At 32.3% G+C, this 23,357-nt stretch carries 17 protein-coding genes; all 17 read left to right on the top strand.

The genetic code is table 11. The annotated features are described in order from the left end of the window. Window positions 1–299 precede the first annotated feature (299 nt). The 17 genes from DFR80_RS02585 to DFR80_RS02505 all read left to right on the top strand — a co-directional run bounded on the left by DFR80_RS02585 (window position 300) and on the right by DFR80_RS02505 (window position 23,333). Window positions 300–1,376, top strand: a complete 1,077-nt coding sequence (locus tag DFR80_RS02585) for a GntR family transcriptional regulator (protein WP_076544340.1) — start codon at window positions 300–302, stop codon at window positions 1,374–1,376. A gap of 10 nt (window positions 1,377–1,386) precedes the next feature. Next, the gene (locus DFR80_RS02580) at window positions 1,387–2,889 is read left to right on the top strand and encodes a sugar ABC transporter ATP-binding protein (RefSeq protein ID WP_114489136.1); all 1,503 of its coding nucleotides are present in this window, start codon (window positions 1,387–1,389) and stop codon (window positions 2,887–2,889) included. A gap of 21 nt (window positions 2,890–2,910) precedes the next feature. Then, a complete protein-coding gene (locus DFR80_RS02575) occupies window positions 2,911–3,879 on the top strand; it encodes an ABC transporter permease (protein WP_076544338.1) in 969 nt (322 codons plus the stop codon). 87 nt (window positions 3,880–3,966) lie between these two features. Next, entirely contained in the window at window positions 3,967–4,935 is a 969-nt protein-coding gene (locus tag DFR80_RS02570; RefSeq protein ID WP_369862562.1) for a substrate-binding domain-containing protein, read from the top strand. 162 nt (window positions 4,936–5,097) lie between these two features. Further along, window positions 5,098–6,594 carry an L-arabinose isomerase gene (gene araA, locus DFR80_RS02565; protein ID WP_114489134.1) on the top strand — a complete coding sequence of 499 codons (1,497 nt, stop codon included), beginning with the start codon at window positions 5,098–5,100 and terminating at the stop codon, window positions 6,592–6,594. A 219-nt stretch (window positions 6,595–6,813) separates the two neighbouring features. After that, window positions 6,814–7,506: an L-ribulose-5-phosphate 4-epimerase gene (gene araD, locus DFR80_RS02560; protein WP_114489133.1), complete on the top strand. Its 693-nt coding sequence runs from the start codon at window positions 6,814–6,816 to the stop codon at window positions 7,504–7,506. A 19-nt stretch (window positions 7,507–7,525) separates the two neighbouring features. Further along, the gene (locus tag DFR80_RS02555; protein ID WP_114489132.1) at window positions 7,526–9,124 is read left to right on the top strand and encodes a xylulokinase; all 1,599 of its coding nucleotides are present in this window, start codon (window positions 7,526–7,528) and stop codon (window positions 9,122–9,124) included. Window positions 9,125–9,277: 153 nt separating this feature from the next. Next, complete coding sequence (locus DFR80_RS02550) at window positions 9,278–10,618, top strand: sn-glycerol-1-phosphate dehydrogenase (RefSeq protein ID WP_114489131.1); 1,341 nt, start codon at window positions 9,278–9,280, stop codon at window positions 10,616–10,618. A gap of 175 nt (window positions 10,619–10,793) precedes the next feature. Continuing rightward, complete coding sequence (locus tag DFR80_RS02545) at window positions 10,794–12,308, top strand: alpha-L-arabinofuranosidase C-terminal domain-containing protein (protein ID WP_114489130.1); 1,515 nt, start codon at window positions 10,794–10,796, stop codon at window positions 12,306–12,308. 153 nt (window positions 12,309–12,461) lie between these two features. Further along, window positions 12,462–13,736, top strand: a complete 1,275-nt coding sequence (locus DFR80_RS02540; RefSeq protein ID WP_076545518.1) for an ABC transporter substrate-binding protein — start codon at window positions 12,462–12,464, stop codon at window positions 13,734–13,736. A gap of 108 nt (window positions 13,737–13,844) precedes the next feature. After that, entirely contained in the window at window positions 13,845–14,750 is a 906-nt protein-coding gene (locus DFR80_RS02535) for a carbohydrate ABC transporter permease (protein WP_076545519.1), read from the top strand. Beyond that, a complete protein-coding gene (locus DFR80_RS02530) occupies window positions 14,750–15,586 on the top strand; it encodes a carbohydrate ABC transporter permease (RefSeq protein ID WP_076545520.1) in 837 nt (278 codons plus the stop codon). Before DFR80_RS02535 ends, DFR80_RS02530 begins: the two co-directional genes overlap by 1 nt. A 15-nt stretch (window positions 15,587–15,601) precedes the next feature. Next, window positions 15,602–16,876 carry a family 43 glycosylhydrolase gene (locus DFR80_RS02525; RefSeq protein ID WP_199505759.1) on the top strand — a complete coding sequence of 425 codons (1,275 nt, stop codon included), beginning with the start codon at window positions 15,602–15,604 and terminating at the stop codon, window positions 16,874–16,876. A 176-nt stretch (window positions 16,877–17,052) separates the two neighbouring features. Continuing rightward, the gene (locus tag DFR80_RS02520; RefSeq protein WP_114489129.1) at window positions 17,053–18,906 is read left to right on the top strand and encodes a sensor histidine kinase; all 1,854 of its coding nucleotides are present in this window, start codon (window positions 17,053–17,055) and stop codon (window positions 18,904–18,906) included. 42 nt (window positions 18,907–18,948) lie between these two features. Further along, on the top strand, window positions 18,949–20,565 hold the full coding sequence (locus tag DFR80_RS02515; protein ID WP_114489128.1) for a helix-turn-helix domain-containing protein: 1,617 nt from the start codon (window positions 18,949–18,951) through the stop codon (window positions 20,563–20,565). A 299-nt stretch (window positions 20,566–20,864) separates the two neighbouring features. After that, window positions 20,865–21,866 carry a LacI family DNA-binding transcriptional regulator gene (locus DFR80_RS02510; protein ID WP_114489127.1) on the top strand — a complete coding sequence of 334 codons (1,002 nt, stop codon included), beginning with the start codon at window positions 20,865–20,867 and terminating at the stop codon, window positions 21,864–21,866. 165 nt (window positions 21,867–22,031) lie between these two features. After that, window positions 22,032–23,333 (top strand): ABC transporter substrate-binding protein, encoded by a 1,302-nt coding sequence (locus DFR80_RS02505; protein WP_084566180.1) that lies wholly within the window; start codon window positions 22,032–22,034, stop codon window positions 23,331–23,333. The last annotated feature ends 24 nt before the right edge of the window (window positions 23,334–23,357 follow it).

Genomic DNA, 23,357 nt, shown 5'->3' with positions numbered 1-23,357 from the left:
ATTGTAAAAAAAATTAAGCTATTGTATTAATTAAATATTTGATTTTTTCAGAATATTGTAGTATAATTTATTTGATAAAGGTACATACAAGTTGTAACTAATGTATGTTAAATTGTATATAATGATTTAAAAATTATAAGTCATTATTAAATGTTATTAAAAAAGGAGGTATTTATTCTGCTCCCTTATTAAATTATTTAATATTTTTTAAAAATATTATTGATTTTTTCAGAATATTAATATATAATAAATTTAAAGGTACATACAAATAAACTAATTGTAGGGAAAGTTGTGGTACTATGGCTAGAGCAAAGTATAAACAAATTGTGGATTTTTATAAAAAGTATATTACTGAAAATAAATTATCTGATGGAGAATTATTGCCATCAGAATCAAAAGTTGCTAATAAATTTGATTTTAGTAGAGATACTGTTAGAAGGGCTTTAGATCAGCTTGAAAAAGATGATGTTGTCTACCGTCAGCGGGGACGAGGTACTTTTTATAAAGATTCTAAAAATAAAGTTAAAGAGAAAAAGATTGCAGTGATAACTACTTATCTTTCCAATTATATTTTTCCAAATATAATTTCAGGTATTGAAGAGGTAGTAAGTTCAAAATATTATACAATGACACTTGCTAATACTGATAATGATCCAAATAAAGAAAGAAAGCACTTAAGAAAAGTTATTGACAACGGTGTAGATGGATTAATTATTGAACCCACCAAAAGTGCAATAGATACTCACAACATGGACCTCTATCGAGAATTAAAAGAAAAAAATATCCCATTTGTTATGCTAAATGCTTATTACAGAGAATTAAACCCATCTTACGCAATTGTCAATGATTATAAGGGTGGCTATAAAGCAACTCAGTATTTATTGCAGCTTGGGCATAAAAATATTGCTGGGATTTTTAAGGAGGATGATTTACAGGGAGTTTTTAGGCTTAAAGGTTTTAAAAAGGCTTTAAATGATTATGGTATTGATTCAGAATCAGCAGATGTTGGAACATATATAACAAGTCAAATTTCATCTTATCCCTATCACTGGATGGATAAAATGTTATCTCATCAGGATCAGCCAACAGCGGTTGTCTGTTATAATGACGAGATTGCTGTAGATGTAGTTAAGGCGATAATTGATAAAGGACTAAAGGTTCCGGAAGACATCTCTGTAGTTTCTTTTGATGATTCAATTCTGGCCACGGCAACAAATGTCAGGCTTACTTCAGTCCGACATCCTAAAGAAGATTTAGGTAGACATGCAGCCAGACTATTATTTAATATGATAGAAATTGGAGTTGAAAAACCAAGATTTTTATATGATCCAGAACTGGTAGTTAGAGATTCATGTAAAGAGCTAAGAAGGAGGTAGTTAAATTCAAATGGACAAACTTTTAGAAATGAAGGGAATTAGTAAGTCATTTTATGGAACTCAGGCTCTAAAAGATGTGAATATAAAAATTGAGCCCGGAGAGATTCAGGCAGTTTGTGGAGAAAACGGTGCCGGTAAATCAACTTTAATGAATATTATGACCGGGATTTTGCAGCCAAATGAAGGAGAAATTATATTTGAAGGTGAGAAATTAACTAACCTGGACCCTCGTACAGCACAGGAAAAAGGAATAAGTATTGTTCACCAGGAATTGAGTCTCTGTCCAGAAGTAAGTGTTGCCGAGAATATTTTTATGGGACGTGTGCCGGAGAAAAAAAGAGGCATGGTTAATTTTAAGGAAATGCGTAAGGAGGCTGAAAAAGTATTAAAAAGATTAAATCTTGATATCGATGTTAAGCAGCCTCTGGGTAAATTGGGAATTTCAGAACAGCAAATGGTTGAGATAGCTAAAGCATTATCAATCAATGCAAAAATTTTAATTCTTGATGAGCCAACATCTTCTTTAACAGAATCTGAGTCGCAGATTTTATTTGATAATTTATTAAGATTGAAAAAAGAAGGTATTGCAATCTTTTTTATAAGTCATAGACTTAAAGAAATTTTTCAGATATGTGATAGCTTTACTGTTTTGCGAGATGGAGTTCATGTTGGAGATGGCAGAGTAGCAGATGTTGATCCTGATGATATTGTTCGGATGATGGTGGGGAGAGAGCTTGACCAGGCTTATCCAGATAAAGGAACTGAAGTTGGTCAAAATATTCTAACTGTTGAAAATATTAGTAGAAAAGATGAATTTGAAAATATTAGTTTTGAAGTTAATGAAAAAGAAATTGTTGGTTTGTTTGGTTTGATTGGTGCAGGAAGATCTGAAGCAATGCAGACTGTTTTTGGGATCAATCAGCCTGACAGTGGAAAGATTAAATTATTTGGTAAAGATATAACTGCTAATAATACCCGCGAAAATATTGATCAGGGTTTAATTTATATTACCGAAGACAGAAAAGAGCAGGGACTATTTTTAGATATGGATTTGAATGCAAATGTTGTAGCTGCTGATTTAGAACAGGTATCTGAAAATTCACTGGTAAAAAAGAAAAAAGTTAAAGATGTTGGTGGTAAATTTGTTGATATTATGAATACAAAATATGCAAGTTTAGATCAGCCAGTTAAGAGTTTAAGTGGTGGGAATCAGCAAAAGGTATTGCTTGCTAAATGGTTAGCTGTAGATCCAAGAGTTTTAATTTTAGATGAACCTACCAGAGGTATTGATGTAGGAGCTAAATTTGAAATTCATACAACTTTAAGAGAGTTGTCTAATAATGGTCATGCAGTTATGTTTATATCTTCTGAATTACCTGAGATTTTAGGTTTGAGTGATAGAATTTTAATTATGCATCAAGGTAAATTAGTTGGAGAATTAGATGCTGACACAGCAACCGAAGAAGAAGTTATGATGTATGCTTCTGGTAGAAAAAATGATTTTGAAAACTAAAAAATGGAGGGATATAAGGGAATGGAAAACACACAGAATTCTAGTGTTCTAAAAAAGTTATTTGGTTTACGAGAAGCTTCACTTGCACTTATAATTATAGTTTTTGCGGCTTTATTAAGCTTCATGGCCCCAGGTTTTTTAAGTACTTATAATATAAATACTACTTTGATTGGTTTATCAATGGATGGAATCCTGGCAGTAGGAATGACTTTAGTTTTAGTTGTTGGCGGAATTGACCTTTCTGTTGGTTCTGTTATGGCTTTTGCCAATGTACTTGCCGGAATGACAATGGTAACTCTGGGTTTGAATATCTGGTTATCAGTTTTAATTTCAATGGTTTTATCCGTTTTGATTGGTTTCAGTATTTCGCAATTTATTACTAAAATAAAATTAAGCCCATTTATTACAACTTTAAGTATGATGTCTATTGGTCGTGGTTTGGCCTATATTATCACCAAAGGTTCACCTGTTAGTATCGGTCAGATTTCGGAAACTTTTGATTTTATCGGTGGGGGGAAGACTTTTGGAATTCCAAATCCTGGCTTAATTTTAATACTCTTAGTTATAGTAATGGACTTCTTAATGAGAAATTCTAAAACTTTTAGAAAAATTTATTATGTAGGTTCAAATGAAGAAGCAGCTAAATTTTCTGGAATAAATGTAAATAAAACTAAAATAATGGTTTATATTTTATGTTCTTCTTTAGCTGGTTTTGCCGGGATTTTAAATCTGGCTCGTTTTGGAGTAGCTACACCTACTGTTGGTACTGGCGCTGAATTAAGAGCTATTGCTGGTGCTGTAATTGGTGGAGCTAGTCTTACTGGTGGAGAAGGAACTGTTCTTGGTGCTTTTTTAGGGATTATACTTGTTGGTCTGGTTAATAATGCTCTGGTTCTTTTAGGCGTATCTGTTTACTGGCAGCAGTTAGTTGTTGGTTTAGTACTTCTAAGTGCTGTAATAATAGATATGAAGGTCCATGGCAGTAAATAAATAAGATTATTTAAATGTGTTTAAACACATTTTAAATAAAATAAAAATATGGAGGGATTTAGTTTGAAAAAATTATTAGTTTTAGTTATGGTTTTTGCTTTAACACTCAGTTTTGTTGGTATGGCAGCCGCACAGGGCGATTCTCCACTACAGGGTAGTATGGAAGATGAGTATGTAATGGTTACTTTTGTTTCTGGTATTGAATACTGGAAACCTGCTTACAGAGGTATGGAAGAAGCAGCTGCAAATCTGGGAGTATCCACTCGTTATACTGGCGCCACTGATTATGATATCAATCAGCAGGTTACAGTTTTAGAACAGGTTATTTCTCAGCAGCCAGCTGGTATTCTTTTAACATGTATCAACCCTGATGCTCTTGTAGGACCAATTAACAGAGCAATGGAAGCGGGAATTCCTGTAGTAACTTTTGATGCTGATTCTCCTAATTCTAATCGTTATTCTTTCTTAGCTACTTCAAACTATGAAGCTGGTGTAAAAGCAGCTAATTATCTAGCTGATCTTAATGATGAAGAAGGTAACCTTGGTTTAATAACTATCCCTGGTCAGTTAAATCACGAAGAAAGAGCTCGTGGTTTTCAGGAAACAATAGCTAATGATTATCCTAACATGGAAGTTGTTTCAGTACAGGATGGTCAATCAGATCAGGCTGCTTCTGCTAGAGCAATGGGTTCAATGATTCAGGCTAATCCTGATTTAGTAGGAGTATTTACAACTGAAGCTTCTACAGGTGTAGGTGCTGCAACTGCAGTAGAAGAAGCTAATATGGTAGATAATATTGACATTGTAAGCTTTGATACTGATCCTGGTACACTTGATTTTGTTGAATCAGGAGTTATTGATGCAACATTAGCTCAGGGAACCTGGAATATGGGTTACTGGGGACAAATGTTCCTCTTCCACTTAAAAGAAGGACTTTTAAATCCAATTGAAAATGGAAACTGGCAGGAAGCTGGAATTAACCCACTACCTGATTATGTTGATACTGGTGTAAACTTAGTAACTCAGGACAATGTTGAATTTTATATGGGTGAATAAATAGATACATTTAGGGAGAGGCTTAAGCTTCTCCCTATTAATTAAATTCTTGGTTCTTTTATCGAGAATTTAATTAATAGTAAAAATTTTAAATTAAATTTTAATTATAAATAAAATACTTTAATGTTAATAATATATATTAAAGTAATAAGGAGGAAAAAAATGAAAAATATCTTTGAAAAACAGGAATTATGGTTTGTAACTGGAAGTCAGCATCTTTATGGAGATAGTGTTTTAAAAGAGGTGGAGGAAAATAGTAAAAAAATAGCGGAGGGGCTTTCTGCCGCTAGGGAAATTCCAGTAGAAATTAAGTTTAAAAGTGTAGTAACCACTGCAGAAGAGATCAGGAAAGTAGTTTTGGAGGCTAATAGCAGTGATCAGTGCATCGGTCTTATTACCTGGATGCATACTTTTTCACCTGCTAAAATGTGGATTGCAGGTTTAAAAGCAATGCAGAAACCACTGCTGCATTTGCATACTCAATTTAATCGGGATATTCCCTGGGATGAGATTGATATGAACTTTATGAATACCAACCAGGCTGCACATGGTGGTCGCGAATACGGTTTTATGGTCAGCCGAATAGGTAAGAACCGTAAAGTAGTGGCAGGACACTGGCAGGATGAAGAAGTTCAGCGTAGAATTGGTGTCTGGACCAGAGCGGCTGCTGCCTGGGCAGATGCACAGGGAGCGAAATTTGTGAGATTCGGTGACAATATGCGTAATGTTGCTGTTACTGAAGGTGATAAGGTAGAAGCTCAGATGAAATTTGGTTATGAAGTTCATTATTATGGTATTGGTGACTTAGTAGAATATATTGATGCTGTTGATGAAGCAGAAATTGCTGAGCTAATAGAAGTATATAAACAGGAGTACAATGTGCAAAAAGGACTGCTGGAAGGTGAAGGGAAAGAGTCTTTAAAAGAATCAGCAAGAATTGAAATCGGTCTGCGTAAGTTCCTGGAAGAAGGAAACTTTAAAGGGTTTACTACAAATTTTGAGGATTTACACGGTATGAAACAGCTTCCTGGACTTGCAGTGCAGAGATTGATGAGAGATGGATATGGATTTGGTGGTGAAGGAGACTGGAAAACTTCAGCTTTAGTGAGAGCAATGAAGGTTATGGGATATGGACTAGAAGGTGGAACTTCTTTTATGGAATTCTACACATATCATCTTGATCCTAAAGATACCAAAGTTCTTGGTGCCCATATGTTAGAAGTCTGTGAAAGTATTGCTGATGGTAAAGCTAACCTGGAAATGCATCCTTTAGGAATAGGTGGAAAAGAAGACCCAGCAAGATTAGTTTTTGATGTTGCTTCTGGGCCGGCGGTCAATGCAACAATTATTGATATGGGTAATAGGTTTAGACTGATAGTTAATGAAGTTAAGGTTGAAGCTCCTGAACATGATATGCCCGAATTACCTGTGGCCAGAGTTTTCTGGAAGGCAGAGCCAACACTTAGAGAAGCAGTTGAATCATGGATTTATGCAGGAGGGGCTCACCATACAGGATTTTCAAAAGCTGTAACAACTGAACATTTAAGAGACTTTGCTGAAATAGCAGATATTGAGCTGCTTACAATTGATGCTGATACAGAAGTAAATGATTTTAAAAAAGAATTAAAATGGAATGATGTTTACTATAAATTGAAGTAAATTTGAAGTTGGTTTAAAAAAGTAAAATTACTAATAAGATAAATATCTTTATTAAGAGATATTTAAATAAATTTCTCATTAATAATTCTCTCCATATAAACGCTTTTTGATAGTAATAATAAAGTACCCCCTTTTGAACTGTCAAAAGTTGTTTATATGGAGGAATTTAAATTATTATAAAAGTATTATAGAAATCTGATACTTTTGGGAGGGAAAAAAATGTTAGAAAAACTTAAAGAAAAAGTTTTAAAAGCCAATCTTGAATTACCAAAAAGAGGATTAGTAACCTATACCTGGGGCAATGTCAGTGGTATAGATAGAGAAAAAGGTCTGTTTGTAATTAAACCGAGTGGAGTAGAATATGATCAAATGACAGCTGCTGATATGGTTGTGGTAGATCTTGATGGGAAAAAAGTAGAAGGTGATTTAAAACCATCTTCAGATACTGCAACCCATCTTTATTTATATAAAAACTTTGAAGAAATTGGTGGGATTGTACATACCCATTCTAGCTGGGCTACCAGTTGGGCTCAGGCAGGTAAAGGAATTCCTGCTTTTGGAACGACTCATGCTGATTATTTTTATGGAGAAATTCCCTGTACTCGTAAAATGACGGTAGAAGAGATTAACGGAGAATACGAAAGAGATACAGGTAAAGTAATAGTAGAAACATTCAAGAATATAGATCCAACTCAACGTCCGGGAGTTCTGGTCAATAATCATGGTCCGTTTTCGTGGGGAACAGATGCAGAAAATGCTGTTCATAATGCGGTTGTGATGGAAGAAGTTGCTAAAATGGCTTATCGGGCTGTTAACTTAAATCCAGCTCTTCAGGAGATTGATCAGACATTACTTGATAAGCATTTTTTAAGAAAACATGGTAAAAACGCCTATTATGGACAGGAAAAATGATATTTAGGAGGTTAAATCAATGACTGCAGCTAATCAGAATGCTATAGAAAATGGAAATACAGTTCTGGGAATTGAGTTTGGTTCAACCAGGATTAAAGCAGTTTTATTAGATAAAGAAAATAAAACTATTGCCACAGGCAGTTACAGCTGGGAAAACAGTTATATAGATGATATCTGGACTTATAGCTTGGATGAGATCTGGGAGGGTCTTCAGGTAAGTTATAAGAATTTAGTAAAAAAGGTAAAAGAAATATATGGTGTAGAAATAACCCGAATTGCTTCAATTGGATTTAGTGCAATGATGCACGGATATCTTGCTTTTGATGAGGATGACAGCTTACTCGTTCCTTTTAGAACCTGGCGCAATAATATTACAGAGGAAGCAAGTGAAAAATTAACTAAATTATTTGAATATCCAATACCCCAGAGGTGGAGTATAGCTCACCTGTATCAGTCAATTTTAAATGGAGAAGAACATGTAAGTAAACTAAAATATATGACTACTTTAGCAGGTTATGTTCATTGGAAGTTATCAGGTGAAAAGGTGCTAGGTGTGGGGGATGCTTCTGGTATGTTTCCAATTGATATTAAAACTGCTTCGTTTAATAAGCAAATGTTCAATCAATTTGACAAATTAGTTGAATCTCAAAACTTTGAATGGAAAATTGAAGATATTATGCCACAAACATTAAAAGCAGGTGAAAATGCAGGAACTTTGACTAAGGAAGGTGCTAAACTACTTGATCCAACAGGGACTCTGGAAGCTGGAAGTTTAATGTGTCCTCCAGAAGGAGATGCCGAAACCGGTATGGTTGCTACAAATAGTGTTGCTCCAAGAACTGGTAATGTATCTGCAGGAACTTCAGTTTTTGCAATGGTAGTTTTAGAAGATGAACTTTCTAAACCACACCCCGAGCTTGACCTGGTAATGACTCCTACTGGTAAACTGGTTGCTATGGCTCATTCAAATAATTGTTCATCTAATTTAGATAAGTGGATCAATGTTTTTAAAGAGGCTATTGAGGAGTTAGGATTTGAAGTAGAGATCAATAATCTTTATGAGACTTTATATAATAAAGCATTAGAAGGAGACAAAGATTGTGGAGGTCTCTTAGCTTATGGTTATTTATCAGGTGAACATATAACTGGGTTTGAAGAAGGACGTCCCTTATTTACAATGGAATCAGACAATAATTTTAATCTGGCTAATTTTATGCGGGTTAATCTTCAGAGTGCCTTAGGTGCAATGAAGATGGGAATGGATATTCTTTTAAAAGAAGAAAATGTTAAACTTGACAAAATGCTTGGCCATGGTGGATTATTTAAAACTGAAGGTGTAGCTCAGAAATTTATGGCAGCAGCAGTTAATGCTCCTGTTTCAGTTATGGAAACTGCTGGAGAAGGTGGAGCCTGGGGAATAGCACTTCTGGCTTCATATCATTTAAATAGAGAAGAAAATCAGACTTTGGAAGATTTTCTTAACCAGTATATTTTTACTGGCCAAAGTGAACAGGTAATCAAACCTGATCCGGAAGATGTTCAGGGTTTTGAAGAGTTTATGAAAAGATATAAAGCTGGTCTGTCAATTGAAAGAGCAGCTGTAGAAAACTTAAATTAATTTTAAATTAATACCCCTTTAATTAACCTCAACTTAATTTAGTTGGGGTTAATTTATTCTCAAGGCAGGAAAAATAAGATTAATAGTTAATAATTAAAATAAGATAATTTAAGACTTAAAAAATGTTTTGAATATTAGGAGGTCAAATTAAAAATGGAGATTAAAAAAATTTCAGAAAAAGAATGCACCTGTGGTAGAGTTCATCAGATTCCAATTAAAGATGTAATTATTGAAGAAAATGCCCTTGCCAGAACTGCTTCGCTTCTACAAGAAATAACTGAACAGAAAAAAATATATTTAATTGTTGATCAAAACACTAAACAAGCAGCTGGGAAAAACTTGAAAAATAATTTAAAAAAAGCTAATTTTGAAGTAGAAGAAATTTTACTGAAAGCAAAAAAAGAAGATGACCATCTGGTTCCGGAGCCATTTGCCTTATTTAAAATAATTGAAAGAATAGAGCACGATGGTTATGTTCTGGCCTGTGGATCTGGTTCTATAAATGATCTTACTGCCTATGCCGCTCATAAGATGAAGCTTCCGTATTCTATTTTTGCCACTGCTCCTTCAATGGATGGTTATGCATCTTCAGTATCTTCAATTACAGTTAATGGAGTTAAACAAACATATAATACCACTCCTCCAGAGTTAATCATAGCTGATTTAAAGATTTTAAAAGATGCTCCCTGGAAGTTAATTCAATCAGGATTAGGAGACCTTTTAGGTAAAGTTTCATCATTATTGGAATGGAAACTAGGAGTGGCTTTATTTGATGAATATTTCTGTCAGGAGGCCTTTAATTTAGTCGAAGAGGTTTTAGATGATCTGATCAATAATTCAGATAAAATTATTGCCAGAAAAAAATCTGGAATAGAAATTTTAACAAAGGGATTAATTTATTCCGGGATTTCTATGATGATGGTTGGGAGTTCCCGTCCTGCTTCAGGTACAGAACATCATATTTCTCACTTTTTTGATATGTATGCTGGCATTTTTAAGGAGCATGTTCCAACCCACGGTATTAAAGTAGGAACTGCATCTTTTATTAGCAGTGATTATTATCTAAGATTATTAGAAAGTGATTTTTCTCAGTTTGAAATCACTCATAATCGAAAAGCTCGGGAAAAAGAAATTAAAGAAGCTTATTTAGATAAAGCCGATGGTATCTTAGAACTCCTAGATCAGCGCTGGGAGCATGATCTGATTTCCAAAGAAGATTTATTATCAGCTGAAGAAGAAATAAAAGATAATATTAAGGAATTTAAAGATTATCTCTTAAGTGTAGAAACCATCTTAGATGATTTTGGGTTTTTTGAAAGGGAAGACGTTAAAAATTTAAACCGAGATTGGCTAAAGAAGGCAGTAAATCACTGTTTTGAAATTCGCTTTCGCTATACCATCTCCACTCTTTTAAGACAGGTAGGGCTGCTTGACAAATGGGGATCAGATGCAATTGAGAAGCTGGAAGTAAAATTAGCCGAAAATAATAAATAAATGGATTAACTATTTAAAAGTGCTGGAGCTTCATTTTTCCAGCACTATTTTTATTTAAATAAAGCTGATCGTAAAAAGTTAAAAATATTGTAGTAATAGGTAAAAAAATTGATATACAAACTATCTAAATTATTTTAAAATTAATTTAAGTTAATAAAATTAAAAGGGGGTATATATGAGTAAAGATAAATTAGGTGTTGAAATTAATGTTGAGCCGAAAAGGGTATCTGGAAAAAGAGATAAAAAGATATATGGACATTTTATAGAACATTTTCACAGGCAAATTTATAATGGAATTTATGATCCTGAATCACCTCTTTCTGATGAGGATGGATTTCGAACTGACATTATCGAAGCAGTAAAGAAAATAGACATCCCCATTTTAAGGTGGCCTGGTGGCTGTTTTGTTTCTTCTTACCACTGGAAAGATGCAGTTGGAAAGGAAAGAAAACCTTTATTTGATAAAGCCTGGCGGGTTGAAGATCCCAATACTTTTGGAACAGATGAATATATTAAAATGTGTGAAAAAATAGGCTGTGAACCTTATATCTGCACAAATGCTGGAACTGGAACAGCAGAAGAAATGAGTGACTGGGTAGAATACTGTAATCTAGAAAATGAAGGTCAGTATGCAAAATGGCGCATAGAAAATGGAAATCCAGAGCCCTTTAAGGTTAAATACTGGAGTATTGGCAATGAAAATTATGGTCACTGGGAAATTGGGGCAAAATCAGCTGACGAGTGGGGAAAACTTGTTAGAGAAGCTGCCAAAATGATTAAACATGTTGATCCTGAGACTGAGCTTTCTGCTGCAGCGCTTTCTGATCTGGAATGGAACGTTAACCTTTTAAAAAATTGTGGTGAATTTCTGGACTGGATTTCTATTCATGAATACTGGGACATGGTGCCGGAAGAGAATGATCTGGCTACTTATGAACAGTGTATGGCTTTTACTAAAGATGTTGGGCATGCAGTTGATGAAGTTAGAGGACTGCTAAAAGCAATGAAATTGGATAAAAAGATTAAAATTGCCTTTGATGAATGGAACCTCAGAAGCTGGCATCATCCTAATGTTCACACAATAGAACAGGGTGTTGATAAAAAAGATTATCTGGACCCAAGAGATAAAAATGATGATAACAGTCAGTACACGATGGCAGATGCGGTTTTTACAGCCTGCTTTTTAAATGCAATGAATAGAAATTGTGACATTGTTGGTATGGCTAATTTTGCACCAGTTTTAAATACAAGAGGCTGTATCTACAGTTATGATCAAGGAATAGTTTTAAGAACTACCTATCATGTATTTGATTTATATGTTAATTATCTTGGAGATACAATTATTGACCTCTGGACTGATCAGCTCCCTCAGATGACAATAAATGATAAACAAGGTAATGAAGTTGAAGTAGAAAGTTTAGATTTACTTGCTACCAAATGGTCTGATAAAGAGGGAATTGCTATAGCAGCTGTAAATAAAGACCCTCAGGAAGGTCAGCTGTTAGATCTATCTATTGCTGCTGACTATAAGGAAGCTAAATTATTTTATATTAGTGGTGAAAATAAAGATTCTTATAATGATGTTGATAAAAATGAGGTCAAAATAATTGAGGAAGATTTGGGAGAATTTGCTGGTAATTTAAAGTTAGAATTAAAACCTCATTCTGTTAATATTATTCAACTTAAATAGATTAAATAACAAAATAATTGAATTGATTAATTTAAAATTCTAAAAAGTTAAAAATATTGTAGTATAAAGTAAAAAAATTGTAGTGACTATTTATCTAAATTATCTTAAAATTAACTTAAGTTAATAAAATTAAAAATAGGAGGAATAATTATTATGAAAAAATCTTTGCTTATCTTTTTAGTTTCAACAATGCTGCTTATGTTTACTTTTTCTGCTGCGGCTGAGACTACAACTCTTACTTACTGGACTTTTCAGGAATTACATCAGCAGTTTTTTGAAAAACAGGTTGAACTCTGGAATGAGAATAATCCCGATAATCAAATTAATTTAGAGTCAACAGTTTATCCTTATGATCAAATGCATAATAAGTTATTGATTGCTCTGCAGTCGGGTGTTGGTGCTCCAGATATTGCAGATATTGAAATCAGTAAATTTGCTAATTATTTAAAGGGAAGTAATCCACAATTAGTGCCTGTTAATGATGTAGTTGATCCACTTATGGATAAGATGATTACAGCAAGGTTTGAGAACTATGCCAAAGATGGCAAATATTATGGAATTCCCTTCCATGTTGGAGCCACTGTAATGTATTATAATATGGAAATGATGGATGCTGCCGGTGTAGATATTGATAATATTGTTACCTGGGATGATTATGTTGAAGCAGGTAAAAAAGTAAAATCAGCTCTTGACAAACCAATGACTACAGTTGAGGTTACAGAACACTGGACACTGTATCCAATGATCAGTCAGATTGGTTCTGATATTTTTGCAGAAGATGGCAGTGTTATTTTAGATAATGACAAAAACGAAAGAGTTTTAACATTTATTAATGACATGGTACACAAGTCCGAAATAGCTGTACCAGCTCCTGGTGGATTCCACCACTCAGAAGAGTACTGGGCTTTCATGAATGATGAAGGGGCAGCTTCCTTAATGATGCCACTTTGGTATATGGGAAGATTTGTTCAGTATATGCCTGACCTAAAAGGTAAAATGGCTATTAGACCTCTACCAGTCTGGGATAAAGGTGGAAACAGATCTGCTGGTATGGGTGGTACAGGTACTGTAGTTACAGTTCAGAGTGATAAAAAAGAACTGGCTAAAAACTTCCTGGTTGAAGCAAAGTTATCAGTACAGGCATCACACAAATTATGGACTGATCTTGGTTTTGATCCTGTAAGATGGGAAGTCTGGGATGACCCAGTTATGTCAGAGCCTAATCAGTATACAGAATACTTCCAGAATGAAGATATTTTTGGAATGCTTTTAGATATTAAAGACGAAATTAATCCTACTATGATTACAGAAAAATACCCACAGGCAATTGATCTGCTGAAAAAGAATGTATCTTTCAAAGTCATTAAAGAGCAGAGTCAAACACCTGCCGAAGCTTTAAAAGATGCTGCAGATGAGTTAAGACAGTAGTTAATTAATTAAAATAAATTATTAAATAGACTAAAAGGTTCGGCTCTAATCTTAAGAAAATTGAATGATTAAGTTGGATCTTTTAGTCTTTTATTAAGGAGAATTTCTATGCAGATATTTAAAAATTTTTATGAAAAATACATTAACTCGAAAAAAGTTGCTCCCTATATTTTTGTTTCACCATTTATTTTGGTCTTTTTAGTATTTTATTTATATCCTATAATTTCAACAGTAATTATGAGTTTTCAGGAGATTGGATTTGGGGAAGCAAAGTTTATTGGACTGGCAAACTATAAAAAATTGTTTAACGTACATTATAAAAATGCATTGTTAACCAGTACCAATTATACTTTCTGGACAATTTTAATTTTAGTTCCTTTGCCGATTATTTTGGCAGTGTTTTTAAATAGTGATAAAACAAAATTTACTAACTTTTTTAGATCATCAATTTTTATGCCAGCTTTAACATCTGTAATTGTAGCAGGTATGTTTTTTAGATACGCTTTTGGTGAGCAGGCATCAACTCTGGCTAACTCAATTATTGGTATTTTTGGTTTAGAACCTATTACCTGGCTGCAAAACTATATTCCGGCAATGATAGCTCTGGTTGTTTTATGTGTCTGGCGCTGGCTGGGAGTAAATATAATTTATTTTTTATCAGGGCTGCAGAGTATTCCCGAAGAAATTTACGAAGCTGCAGATATTGATGGGGCAAACAGCTGGGATAAATTCAAATATATTACTATTCCTTCTTTAAAACCGGTAATTATTTATGTAATAACAATCAGTGTTTTTGGAGGTTACAAAATGTTTGCAGAAAGTTATGCTTACTGGCAGACAGCAACTCCAAATGATATTGGAATGACAATAGTTTCTTATATTTATCAGACCGGTTTTAATAATTTCAATATGGGTTTTGCTTCGGCAATTGGTATTACCCTGTTATTGATTGTATTAGTAGTTAATATTATTCAGCTCAATATATTTGGATTGTTCAAAAAGGAGGAACAGTAATGTCAAATAGTAAAGTTCAAATTACAGCTATAATTTTAGTTTTATCATTTTTTGCCTTTTTTGCTCTGGCACCATTTTTCTTTATGTTAATTTCATCCTTTAAACCAGGAGACCAGATTATTAAAAATGGAATCAGTGCCAGCATAGATTTTGATATCATGTCTTTGCAAAACTATAAGACTTTGTTTACAGAAAGAAGTGGAATTTATCTTCACTGGTATAAAAATAGTGTATTAATTACTACAATTCAGACAGCTGTAGCAGTGTTTTTAAGTTCCTGGGTTGGTTATGGTCTGGCTGTCTATGAGTTTAAAGGGAAAAATTTAATCTTTGTGCTGGTATTAGTTTTAATGATGGTACCAATTGAAATTTTAATATTACCCCTCTATAAACTATCTATAACTTTAAAAATAATTGACAGTTATGCCGGGGTAATATTGCCCTTTATTGTCCCACCAGTTGCAGTTTTCTTTTTCCGGCAGTTTGCAGTTGGTCTGCCGACAGAATTAATTGATGCAGCAAGAATTGATGGTGCATCTGAATTTGCAATATTTTTCAAGATTATGATGCCTCTAATGAAACCGGCTTATGGAGCAATGATCATTTTACAGGCGATGTTTAGCTGGAATGCTTTTGTCTGGCCGCTAATAGTTCTACGTTCAAATGAAAACTTTACTCTTCCAATTGGTCTTGCTTCTTTAATTACTCCATATGGTAATAGTTATGATATGCTTTTTTCCGGGGCAGTAATTTCAGTTGTACCAATAATAATTCTGTTTATGTTTAAACAAAATTCATTTATTTCTGGTTTAACAGTTGGAGGAGTTAAAGGATAATAAGGAGAGTCAAAATTGCAGCTAAAAATTAAAACTTTGTCTCAAAATAATATACTAATAGGATTGGCATTATTAACTATGTTATTAGTCTTTTATAGTTCAGCTCTGGCATCTGACCCGGTAATTATGGAAGAGAATTTTAAAATTAAAGATCTGGAAAAAATTAAGCTTAAAGTAAAAGTAGGAGAAAAAATTACTTTACCCAGTCAGTTAAAAGTCGAATTACAGCAGGGAATTACAGCTCAGTTTCCTGTTGTTTGGGATGAGACTGCTGATTTAATTTATCGGGAAAAAGGAAATTACCAAATCAAGGGGAAATTAAAAATCCAAAACTATCCGGATCCCTTAATTGAACAACGAGCTGATCCATTTATTTATAAACATCAGGATGGCTATTATTATTTCACTGCTTCTTATCCAGAATATGATCGAATAATTTTGCGCCGCTCAAAAACTATTGCAGGATTAAAAGATGCTGAAGAAAAAGTTATCTGGTGGAAACATCAGGAAAAAGAAATGAGTAAGCATATCTGGGCTCCAGAACTGCATTTTATAAATGGAAAATGGTATATTTATTTTGCTGCTTCCAGAACTGATGCGATCTGGGCAATTAGACAATATGTGCTAGAAAATGATTCAGCCAATCCACTCCAGGGTGAGTGGAAGGAAAAAGGTAAACTTAAAATGAATTTTGAGGAATTTACTCTTGATGCCACTAGTTTTACTCATCAAAATCAGAGATATTTAGTCTGGGCGCAGAAGAAATATGGTGATTCGAATTTATATATTGCAAAACTAAAAACCCCCTGGCAAATAGAAGGAAAACAAAGACTGATAGCTGAGCCAATTTACAGCTGGGAGCGTAAAGGCTTTAATGTAAATGAAGGTGCAGCTGTTATTAAGAAGGGAAATAAAATATTTATCACTTATTCTGCAAGTGCTACAGATGCCAATTATTCTGTTGGTCTTTTAACTGCTGATCAGGACAGTAATCTTTTAGATCCTGATTCCTGGTCAAAATATGATAAAGCTATTTTTAAGAGTAGTAAACTTACTGAGCAATTTGGTCCCGGTCATAATTCTTTTACAGTTGATGAAAATGGAAATGAGATTCTAGTTTATCATGCCAGATCATATAAAAAAATTAACGGTGATCCCCTTTATGATCCCAATCGCCATACAAGAGTACAGAGAATTTTCTGGGATCAAAATAATAACCCTGTTTTTGGAATTCCAGGTTATAAAATTGAGGGGGATAGAGGTGTTGTAGCAGAAATTACAGTTGAATAATTAAAATTATAAGCTTAAGTATAAATGAATAATGATAAAATAAGACCTCCTTTATAACAAAGAACTCTCAGCTGAGAGTTCTTTGTTATTTAAAGTAATTTTTTTGCTAAAAAGCTGTTTAATCAGTTTTAAAATGATATAATATTATTAAATGCAAAGAGAAAGCAGCGATAAAAATGGATAATAATTTAATCATCAAAATGAAATTGAAAATTTATAGTTATCTCAGAAAAACTCATATCCAAAATAGGTTAATTGTTTTGTTTTTAGTTCTATCTCTTTTCCCAATGTTAGTAACCGGTATTTATTCTTATCAGAAATCAAGTCAGGCAATTCACGATAAAATTAATACATATTCAGTTGAAGTAGTAAATCAGGTTGCTAAAAATATTGAAGAAGAATTGACCAGAATGGAATATCAGACTATTGAGATAGCATTTTCAGAACTGGTACAGAACACGCTCAGCAATTATGAACAACTGAGTGAATGGGAAATATATGATGCTAGATACAGAATGCGGGCCGATATGGTGAGAAAATTTTCTTTTTCTGAATATATTTCTGATGTTCAGCTCTTTACTGATCAGGGAGATAAAATTATTGCTTATGGAGATACAGGATTTACTTTAACTTTTAAAGATAAGTTTAGAAATAATTTACTTGCAGAGATAAAAAATAGTGATGGAGCTCCAGTCTGGAAGGCAGTTGATTTTAGAGATGAGCTGCATCAGGTAAGCAGAGTGTATCCCGAAAATACACCTGAGAAATCTTATGGAATAATTATCGGGAGGACAATTAAAGAATTATATAAAGGAACACAGCTTGGTTCTGTTATTATTAGAGTTAATGAAAATTTATTTTCTGATGTTTATAGAAATATTGATCTGGGCGAAGGAACTGAGATTTTTATAATTAATTCTGCTGGAACAGTTGTTTCGACAAGGAATAATGATATTGCTTTTAATGAAAAGTATCCAGAATTTAACTTGATTAATAAAATTAATGAAAATTCTAAACAGACAAATACTACCTTTGAGTTAAATATTAATCAGGATAAAAATTTAGTTGCTTTTTCACCAATCAAGGATACTGATTGGTTTATTGTAAGTACCATTCCTTTTTCATATTTAAATCGTGAGACCGGTCAAATAGCAAAGGATATTATGGGAGTTAGTTTGATTATTTTTATGTTAGCAATCTTTTTATCATATTTATTTACAAAAAGTATATCAGATCCTTTAAACAAACTGGTTTCTGCGATGAATCAGGTCGAAGATGGTAATTTAGAGGTTCAAATAGAGGATTACCAGGCACAGGATGAATTATCGGAGGCCAGCAATAACTTTAATCATATGGTAGTTGAATTAAAGGAACTGCTTGAGGATGTCAAGGAAAAGGAAAAACAAAAAAACAATTTAGAATTCAAGGCATTACAGGCTCAGATTAATCCGCATTTTCTTTCTAATATTTTAAATACAGCCCGCTTACTTGCTGATATGCAGAATGCCGATAATCTTGAGAATTTTCTTTCCTCTGTTATTAATTTACTGCATTTAAGCATGAATAATAAAGAAGATTTTATAACTGTAAATAAAGAGATAGAGTATTTAAAAAGTTATCTTAATATCCAGCAGTTTAGACTGCATAATAAGTTTGATGTAAAATTTGAGATTGAAAAAGATTTATTGAATTATAAGATCCCTAAATTTTTACTGCAGCCGGTTGTAGAAAATTCTATTATCCATGGGATAAGTGGAAAAAGTGGGCAGGGTTTAATAGAAATAAAGGGTTTTAGCCAGAAAGAAAGAGTTATTTTTACAATTACAGACGATGGTATCGGTATTTCTGAAACGGAAATTAATAGTTTATTAAATAAGGAAAGAAAAAATAAAGATCAATTTTCTGGGATTGGAATTAACAATGTAAAAGAAAGAATAGAGAATTATTTTGGTAGTGAGTACGGTATTGAAATTGAAAGTTTAAAAGGCTATTTTACTACAGTTAAAATTATTTTGCCTGAGATTGATTAAGCTTAAGAAATATATTAATTTATTTTAGAAAGGATATCTAAAATGTTAAAAGTTTTGATAGTTGAAGATGATATTTTCGATTATACTCATCTTAAAAATATAATTGACTGGAATCAAGAAGGCTTTCAAATTTCTGAACAGATTAAAAACGTAGAAGCTGCAAAAGAAAAGTTGTTTGAGCAAAGCTTTGATATCTTAATTACTGATATGAAGATGCCGGGTCAGAGTGGAGCAGATCTTATTCAATTTGTTTCAGATAATTTTCCCGAACTTAAAACTATTGCTCTCAGTGGTTATAAGGAATTTGATTATGTTAAACAAAGTTTAAAAGCAGGTGCAGAAGATTATATTTTAAAACATGAATTAAGGCAGGACAATTTACGTCAGGTTTTAGCTAAAATAAAGAAAGAAATTAATAAACGCGATCAAAAAGAAGATAGTAACATTTTTGAAGAAAGTTTCTTTATGGATCAAAAAGAAATTTTAGTTCAAAATTTTGTTGAAAAACTAATCAGAGGTCATTTTAATAATAAAAATGAGTTAAAAAGACAGATACAATTATTATCTTTAAATTTTGAATTAAAAAATATAGTAATTACAGTTGGACAGTTTGATAATTATAAAGTTTTGCAGGAGAAATATTCAGAATCAAAGTTGATGAACTTAAAAAGATCTTTTATAAATATGGTAGATGAAATTCTTAGAGAAAATGGAAAATCTTTTGCGGTTTTAAAAGATGAAAAAAAATTTCTCTTCTTATTTTCATTTAAAGATAATAGTGAGTTGAAAATTAATAACAGTATTGCTTCAGCTTTAAATAGAATAAAAACAGCTTTAAAAAATTATTTGAATATTACTGCCAGTTTTGCTGTTGGAAATATACTAAAGGATCCTTTGAAAATAGGCGAAAACTATCGAGAAATATTAGAACTTCTGGGAGATAGATTTTACCAGGGTAAAGATATGATAATTTATCAAAATCAAAATAATAGAGTTGATAATCAGCAATTTAATCTTGACATTAAAACAGAAAAAGCTTTGCAAAAATATATTGATCAAAAAGATTATAGCTCCTTAAAATTGGAATTGGAAAGCATATTTAATAAAATTTATCGAATTAAGCCAGGTTTATCAGTTGTAAAAATGACTTTTATTTCTTTAATTAATATAGTGAACAGTAAAATTAAAGATAAAAATTTAAAGAAGGAAGAGATTTTTAAAAACACTGGTAATCCATACCAGAAATTAGAAGAATTCAATACTCTAAAAGAATTTAAGATCTGGATTGAGGAAATTTACAATAATTTGATTATTGAATTGAAAAATAAAAATAATTATTCTGATATTATAAATAAAACCTTATTGTATATGAACAAAAATTATGATAAAGATATTACTTTAAGCAGAGCTGCTTCTGAAATAGGAGTTAGTTACTCATATTTGAGTAGGAAATTTAAAGAAGAGTGTGGACAGGGGTTTAGTGATTACTTAAATCAACTGAGAATAGAAAATGCTAAACAATTAATTGAAGCTGGAGATAGTAATATTAAGGAAATTGTTAATCAGGTTGGTTTTAATAATTATAATTATTTTTTTAAGGTATTTAAAGATTCAGAGGGAATGACACCAAGTGAATATGAGCGAAAAAGCCAGAAATAAATTTTAGAAAAACTACCTCTTAAATGGTGGTTTTTCTTTTTTTTTATTAAAAAACCGCAAAAAATCTGAAATTTCTTGCAGGAATTTTTGACTGAGTATTGAATAATGATTATAGAGAGTTAATTTAAGGCTTGAATTAATATTTGGTTTATAAAAACTTATAATAAGTATTAAAAATATATTTTTTATTTAAAAATCTAACCGATTAGATTTTTAAAAATTCAAACTTCTAAACGGTTAGAAATATAATTTAATTATTATAAAGTTAATAATTAATATAATTGGGGAGATAGATTATTATGGTTACAATCAAAGACGTGGCAAAAAAAGCAGGGGTTTCTGTAGCAACAGTTTCTGCTGTAATAAATAAAGATTCTGATGTCAATGTAAGTGAAAGACTTTCAAAAAAAGTAATTACTGCCGTAAATGAACTAAATTATCGGCCAAATAGAATTGCCAGGGCATTATCAAAAAAAGAAAATCCAATGATAGCCTATGTAGTTCCAACAATTAGGAATCAATTTTTTTCGCAGATTGGTCATTACATTGAGAATTTTGCTTTCGAAGAAAAATATGGAGTATATTTATGTAATACACATTCTAAAATAGAAAGAAGTGATTTATATTTAAATAATTTGATCGAAAATAGAGTTAGTGGAGTGATAGTAACTTTAACCTGGGAAATTATGACCAGCAATTTTATTGAGAATCTTCTAGAAGCAAATATTCCTGTGGTGGGTATGGCTGGAGCTCGGAAAAGAGATGATATTGATACAGTGTTAATTGATGATCAGGAAGGAAGCTATAAAGCCGTTGAATATTTAATTAAGAATAATAGATCTAGCATTGCCTTTATTGGGGTGGAGGAAAGTAAAACTACTGAAATTAGATATTCTGGTTACAAAAAAGCATTAAAAGAAAATAATTTAAAATTAGATGAAGATTTGGTTTCAATTCAAAAAGATTTTGACAGAGAAGATGGATATCAGGCAGCAGAAGAATTGATTGAAAATTATGGAGCAATAGATGCCATTTTTGTTTACAATGACGTAATGGCTTCTGGAGTAATTGATTATTTAAATCATCAGAAAATTAAGATACCAGATGAAGTTGCAGTTATTGGTTATGATAATAGTGTAGCTTCTTATACCAGACCAAAACTCACTACTGTAGCTTTACCAAAGTTCAAAATGGCAGAACAATCGATGAAATTATTATTTAATAGAATTCAGAATAATAGTAGGGATGAATATCAGAAATTGTTGATTCATCCAGATTTAATAATTAGAGAAACTACTTAAGGCTTTATAAATTGAATGATTAAAAATCAATATGATTTTTTGCTAAATATTTTTTTAATTTAATTAAGGAGGTGAGGCACAAAAATTTAGTTTAGTGAATTGATTATATATATTGGCAACGGTCTTAAAGACTAATTTTCTAACAAAAAAGGGAGGAATAAATTTATGTTTTTATCAAGTATTAAAAAGGTTTTAGTTTTAAGTGTTATTATAATCTTTGGAATGTTGTTTACAGTTTCTTCAGTAAGTGCGCAAACTGAAATGGATATGTGGACTTTTGTTAATGCACATGCTGAATTTTATGAAATGATGGCTGAGAACTGGAATCAAGAAAATCCTGATCGAGCTATAACACTCAATACTCAGGTATTACCTTTTAATCAAATGCATGACAAGTTAAATATAGCCTTACAAACTGGTATGGGTGCTCCTGATATTGTTGATATTGAAATCGGAAAATTCCCTGGTATTTTAGAGAATAATGCAGAAACTTTAGTTGATTTAAGTTCAGTAATTGATGAATATAGAGATGATATTTTAGAAGCGAGATTAGCACCTTATTCTACTCCTGATAATAAAGTATATGGAATTCCTACTCATGTTGGAACATATTTAATGTATTATAACGTAGATATGTTAGAAGAAGCTGGAGTTTCAATTGATGATATTGAAACCTGGGATGATTATCTTGAGGCAGGAAAAAAAGTTAGTAAAGATACCGATGGAGATGGAGAAAATGATCAATTTATGCTTGCGGTTCCAAGTGAAGAAGCTTCAGCTTTTGATGGAATGAGTAGACAGTTGGGAAGTAATTATTTTGATCAGGATGGTAATGTGATTTTAGATAGAGAAGAAAATATTAGAACTCTAAAGCGCTTAAAAGATTATGTTTATAAATATGAGATAGCTGATGTTGTTACTGATTATCATGAGCAGAATTTCTATAATGCTTTAAATAATGAGAAATATGCTAGTATTTTTATGCCTCAGTGGTATATGATTAGATTTACTGATTTTATGCCAGATCTGAAAGGTAAAATTCGTGTAAGACCTCTTCCTGCATGGCCTAATGGAGAAGGAACACTTTCTACAATGGGTGGTGGAACAGGAACTGCAGTCACTCAAGAAGCAAGCGATGTTGAATTGGCAAAAGAGTTTTTAGCTTATGCTAAATTAACTAGGGAAGCTGGAGTTAAAATTTGGACTGATTTAGGTTTTGATCCAATTGTTACTGATGCCTATAATGATGAATCATTCCAGGAGAAATTCCCTTATTTTGGTAACGAAAAAGTTATGCTGACTATTCAGGATTTACAGTCAGAAATTCAACCACTTTATTTCTCTGATCTCTTAACTAGACTCCGCGACCAATTAAATGAAGAAACACTATATGAAATTTTTGAAAATGGTGGAGATGTAGAAAAGAATATTAAAGAAGCTGCCGAAAAGCTTAGAGCAGAACAATAATCTAATAATTAGTCCCCTCTTTTG

This window comes from Halanaerobium sp. ST460_2HS_T2 (assembly GCF_003337665.1).
GTDB lineage: Bacteria > Bacillota > Halanaerobiia > Halanaerobiales > Halanaerobiaceae > Halanaerobium > Halanaerobium kushneri.
Note: the sequence above shows the minus strand (reverse complement) of the source record. Positions and strands in the feature narration are given on the sequence as shown.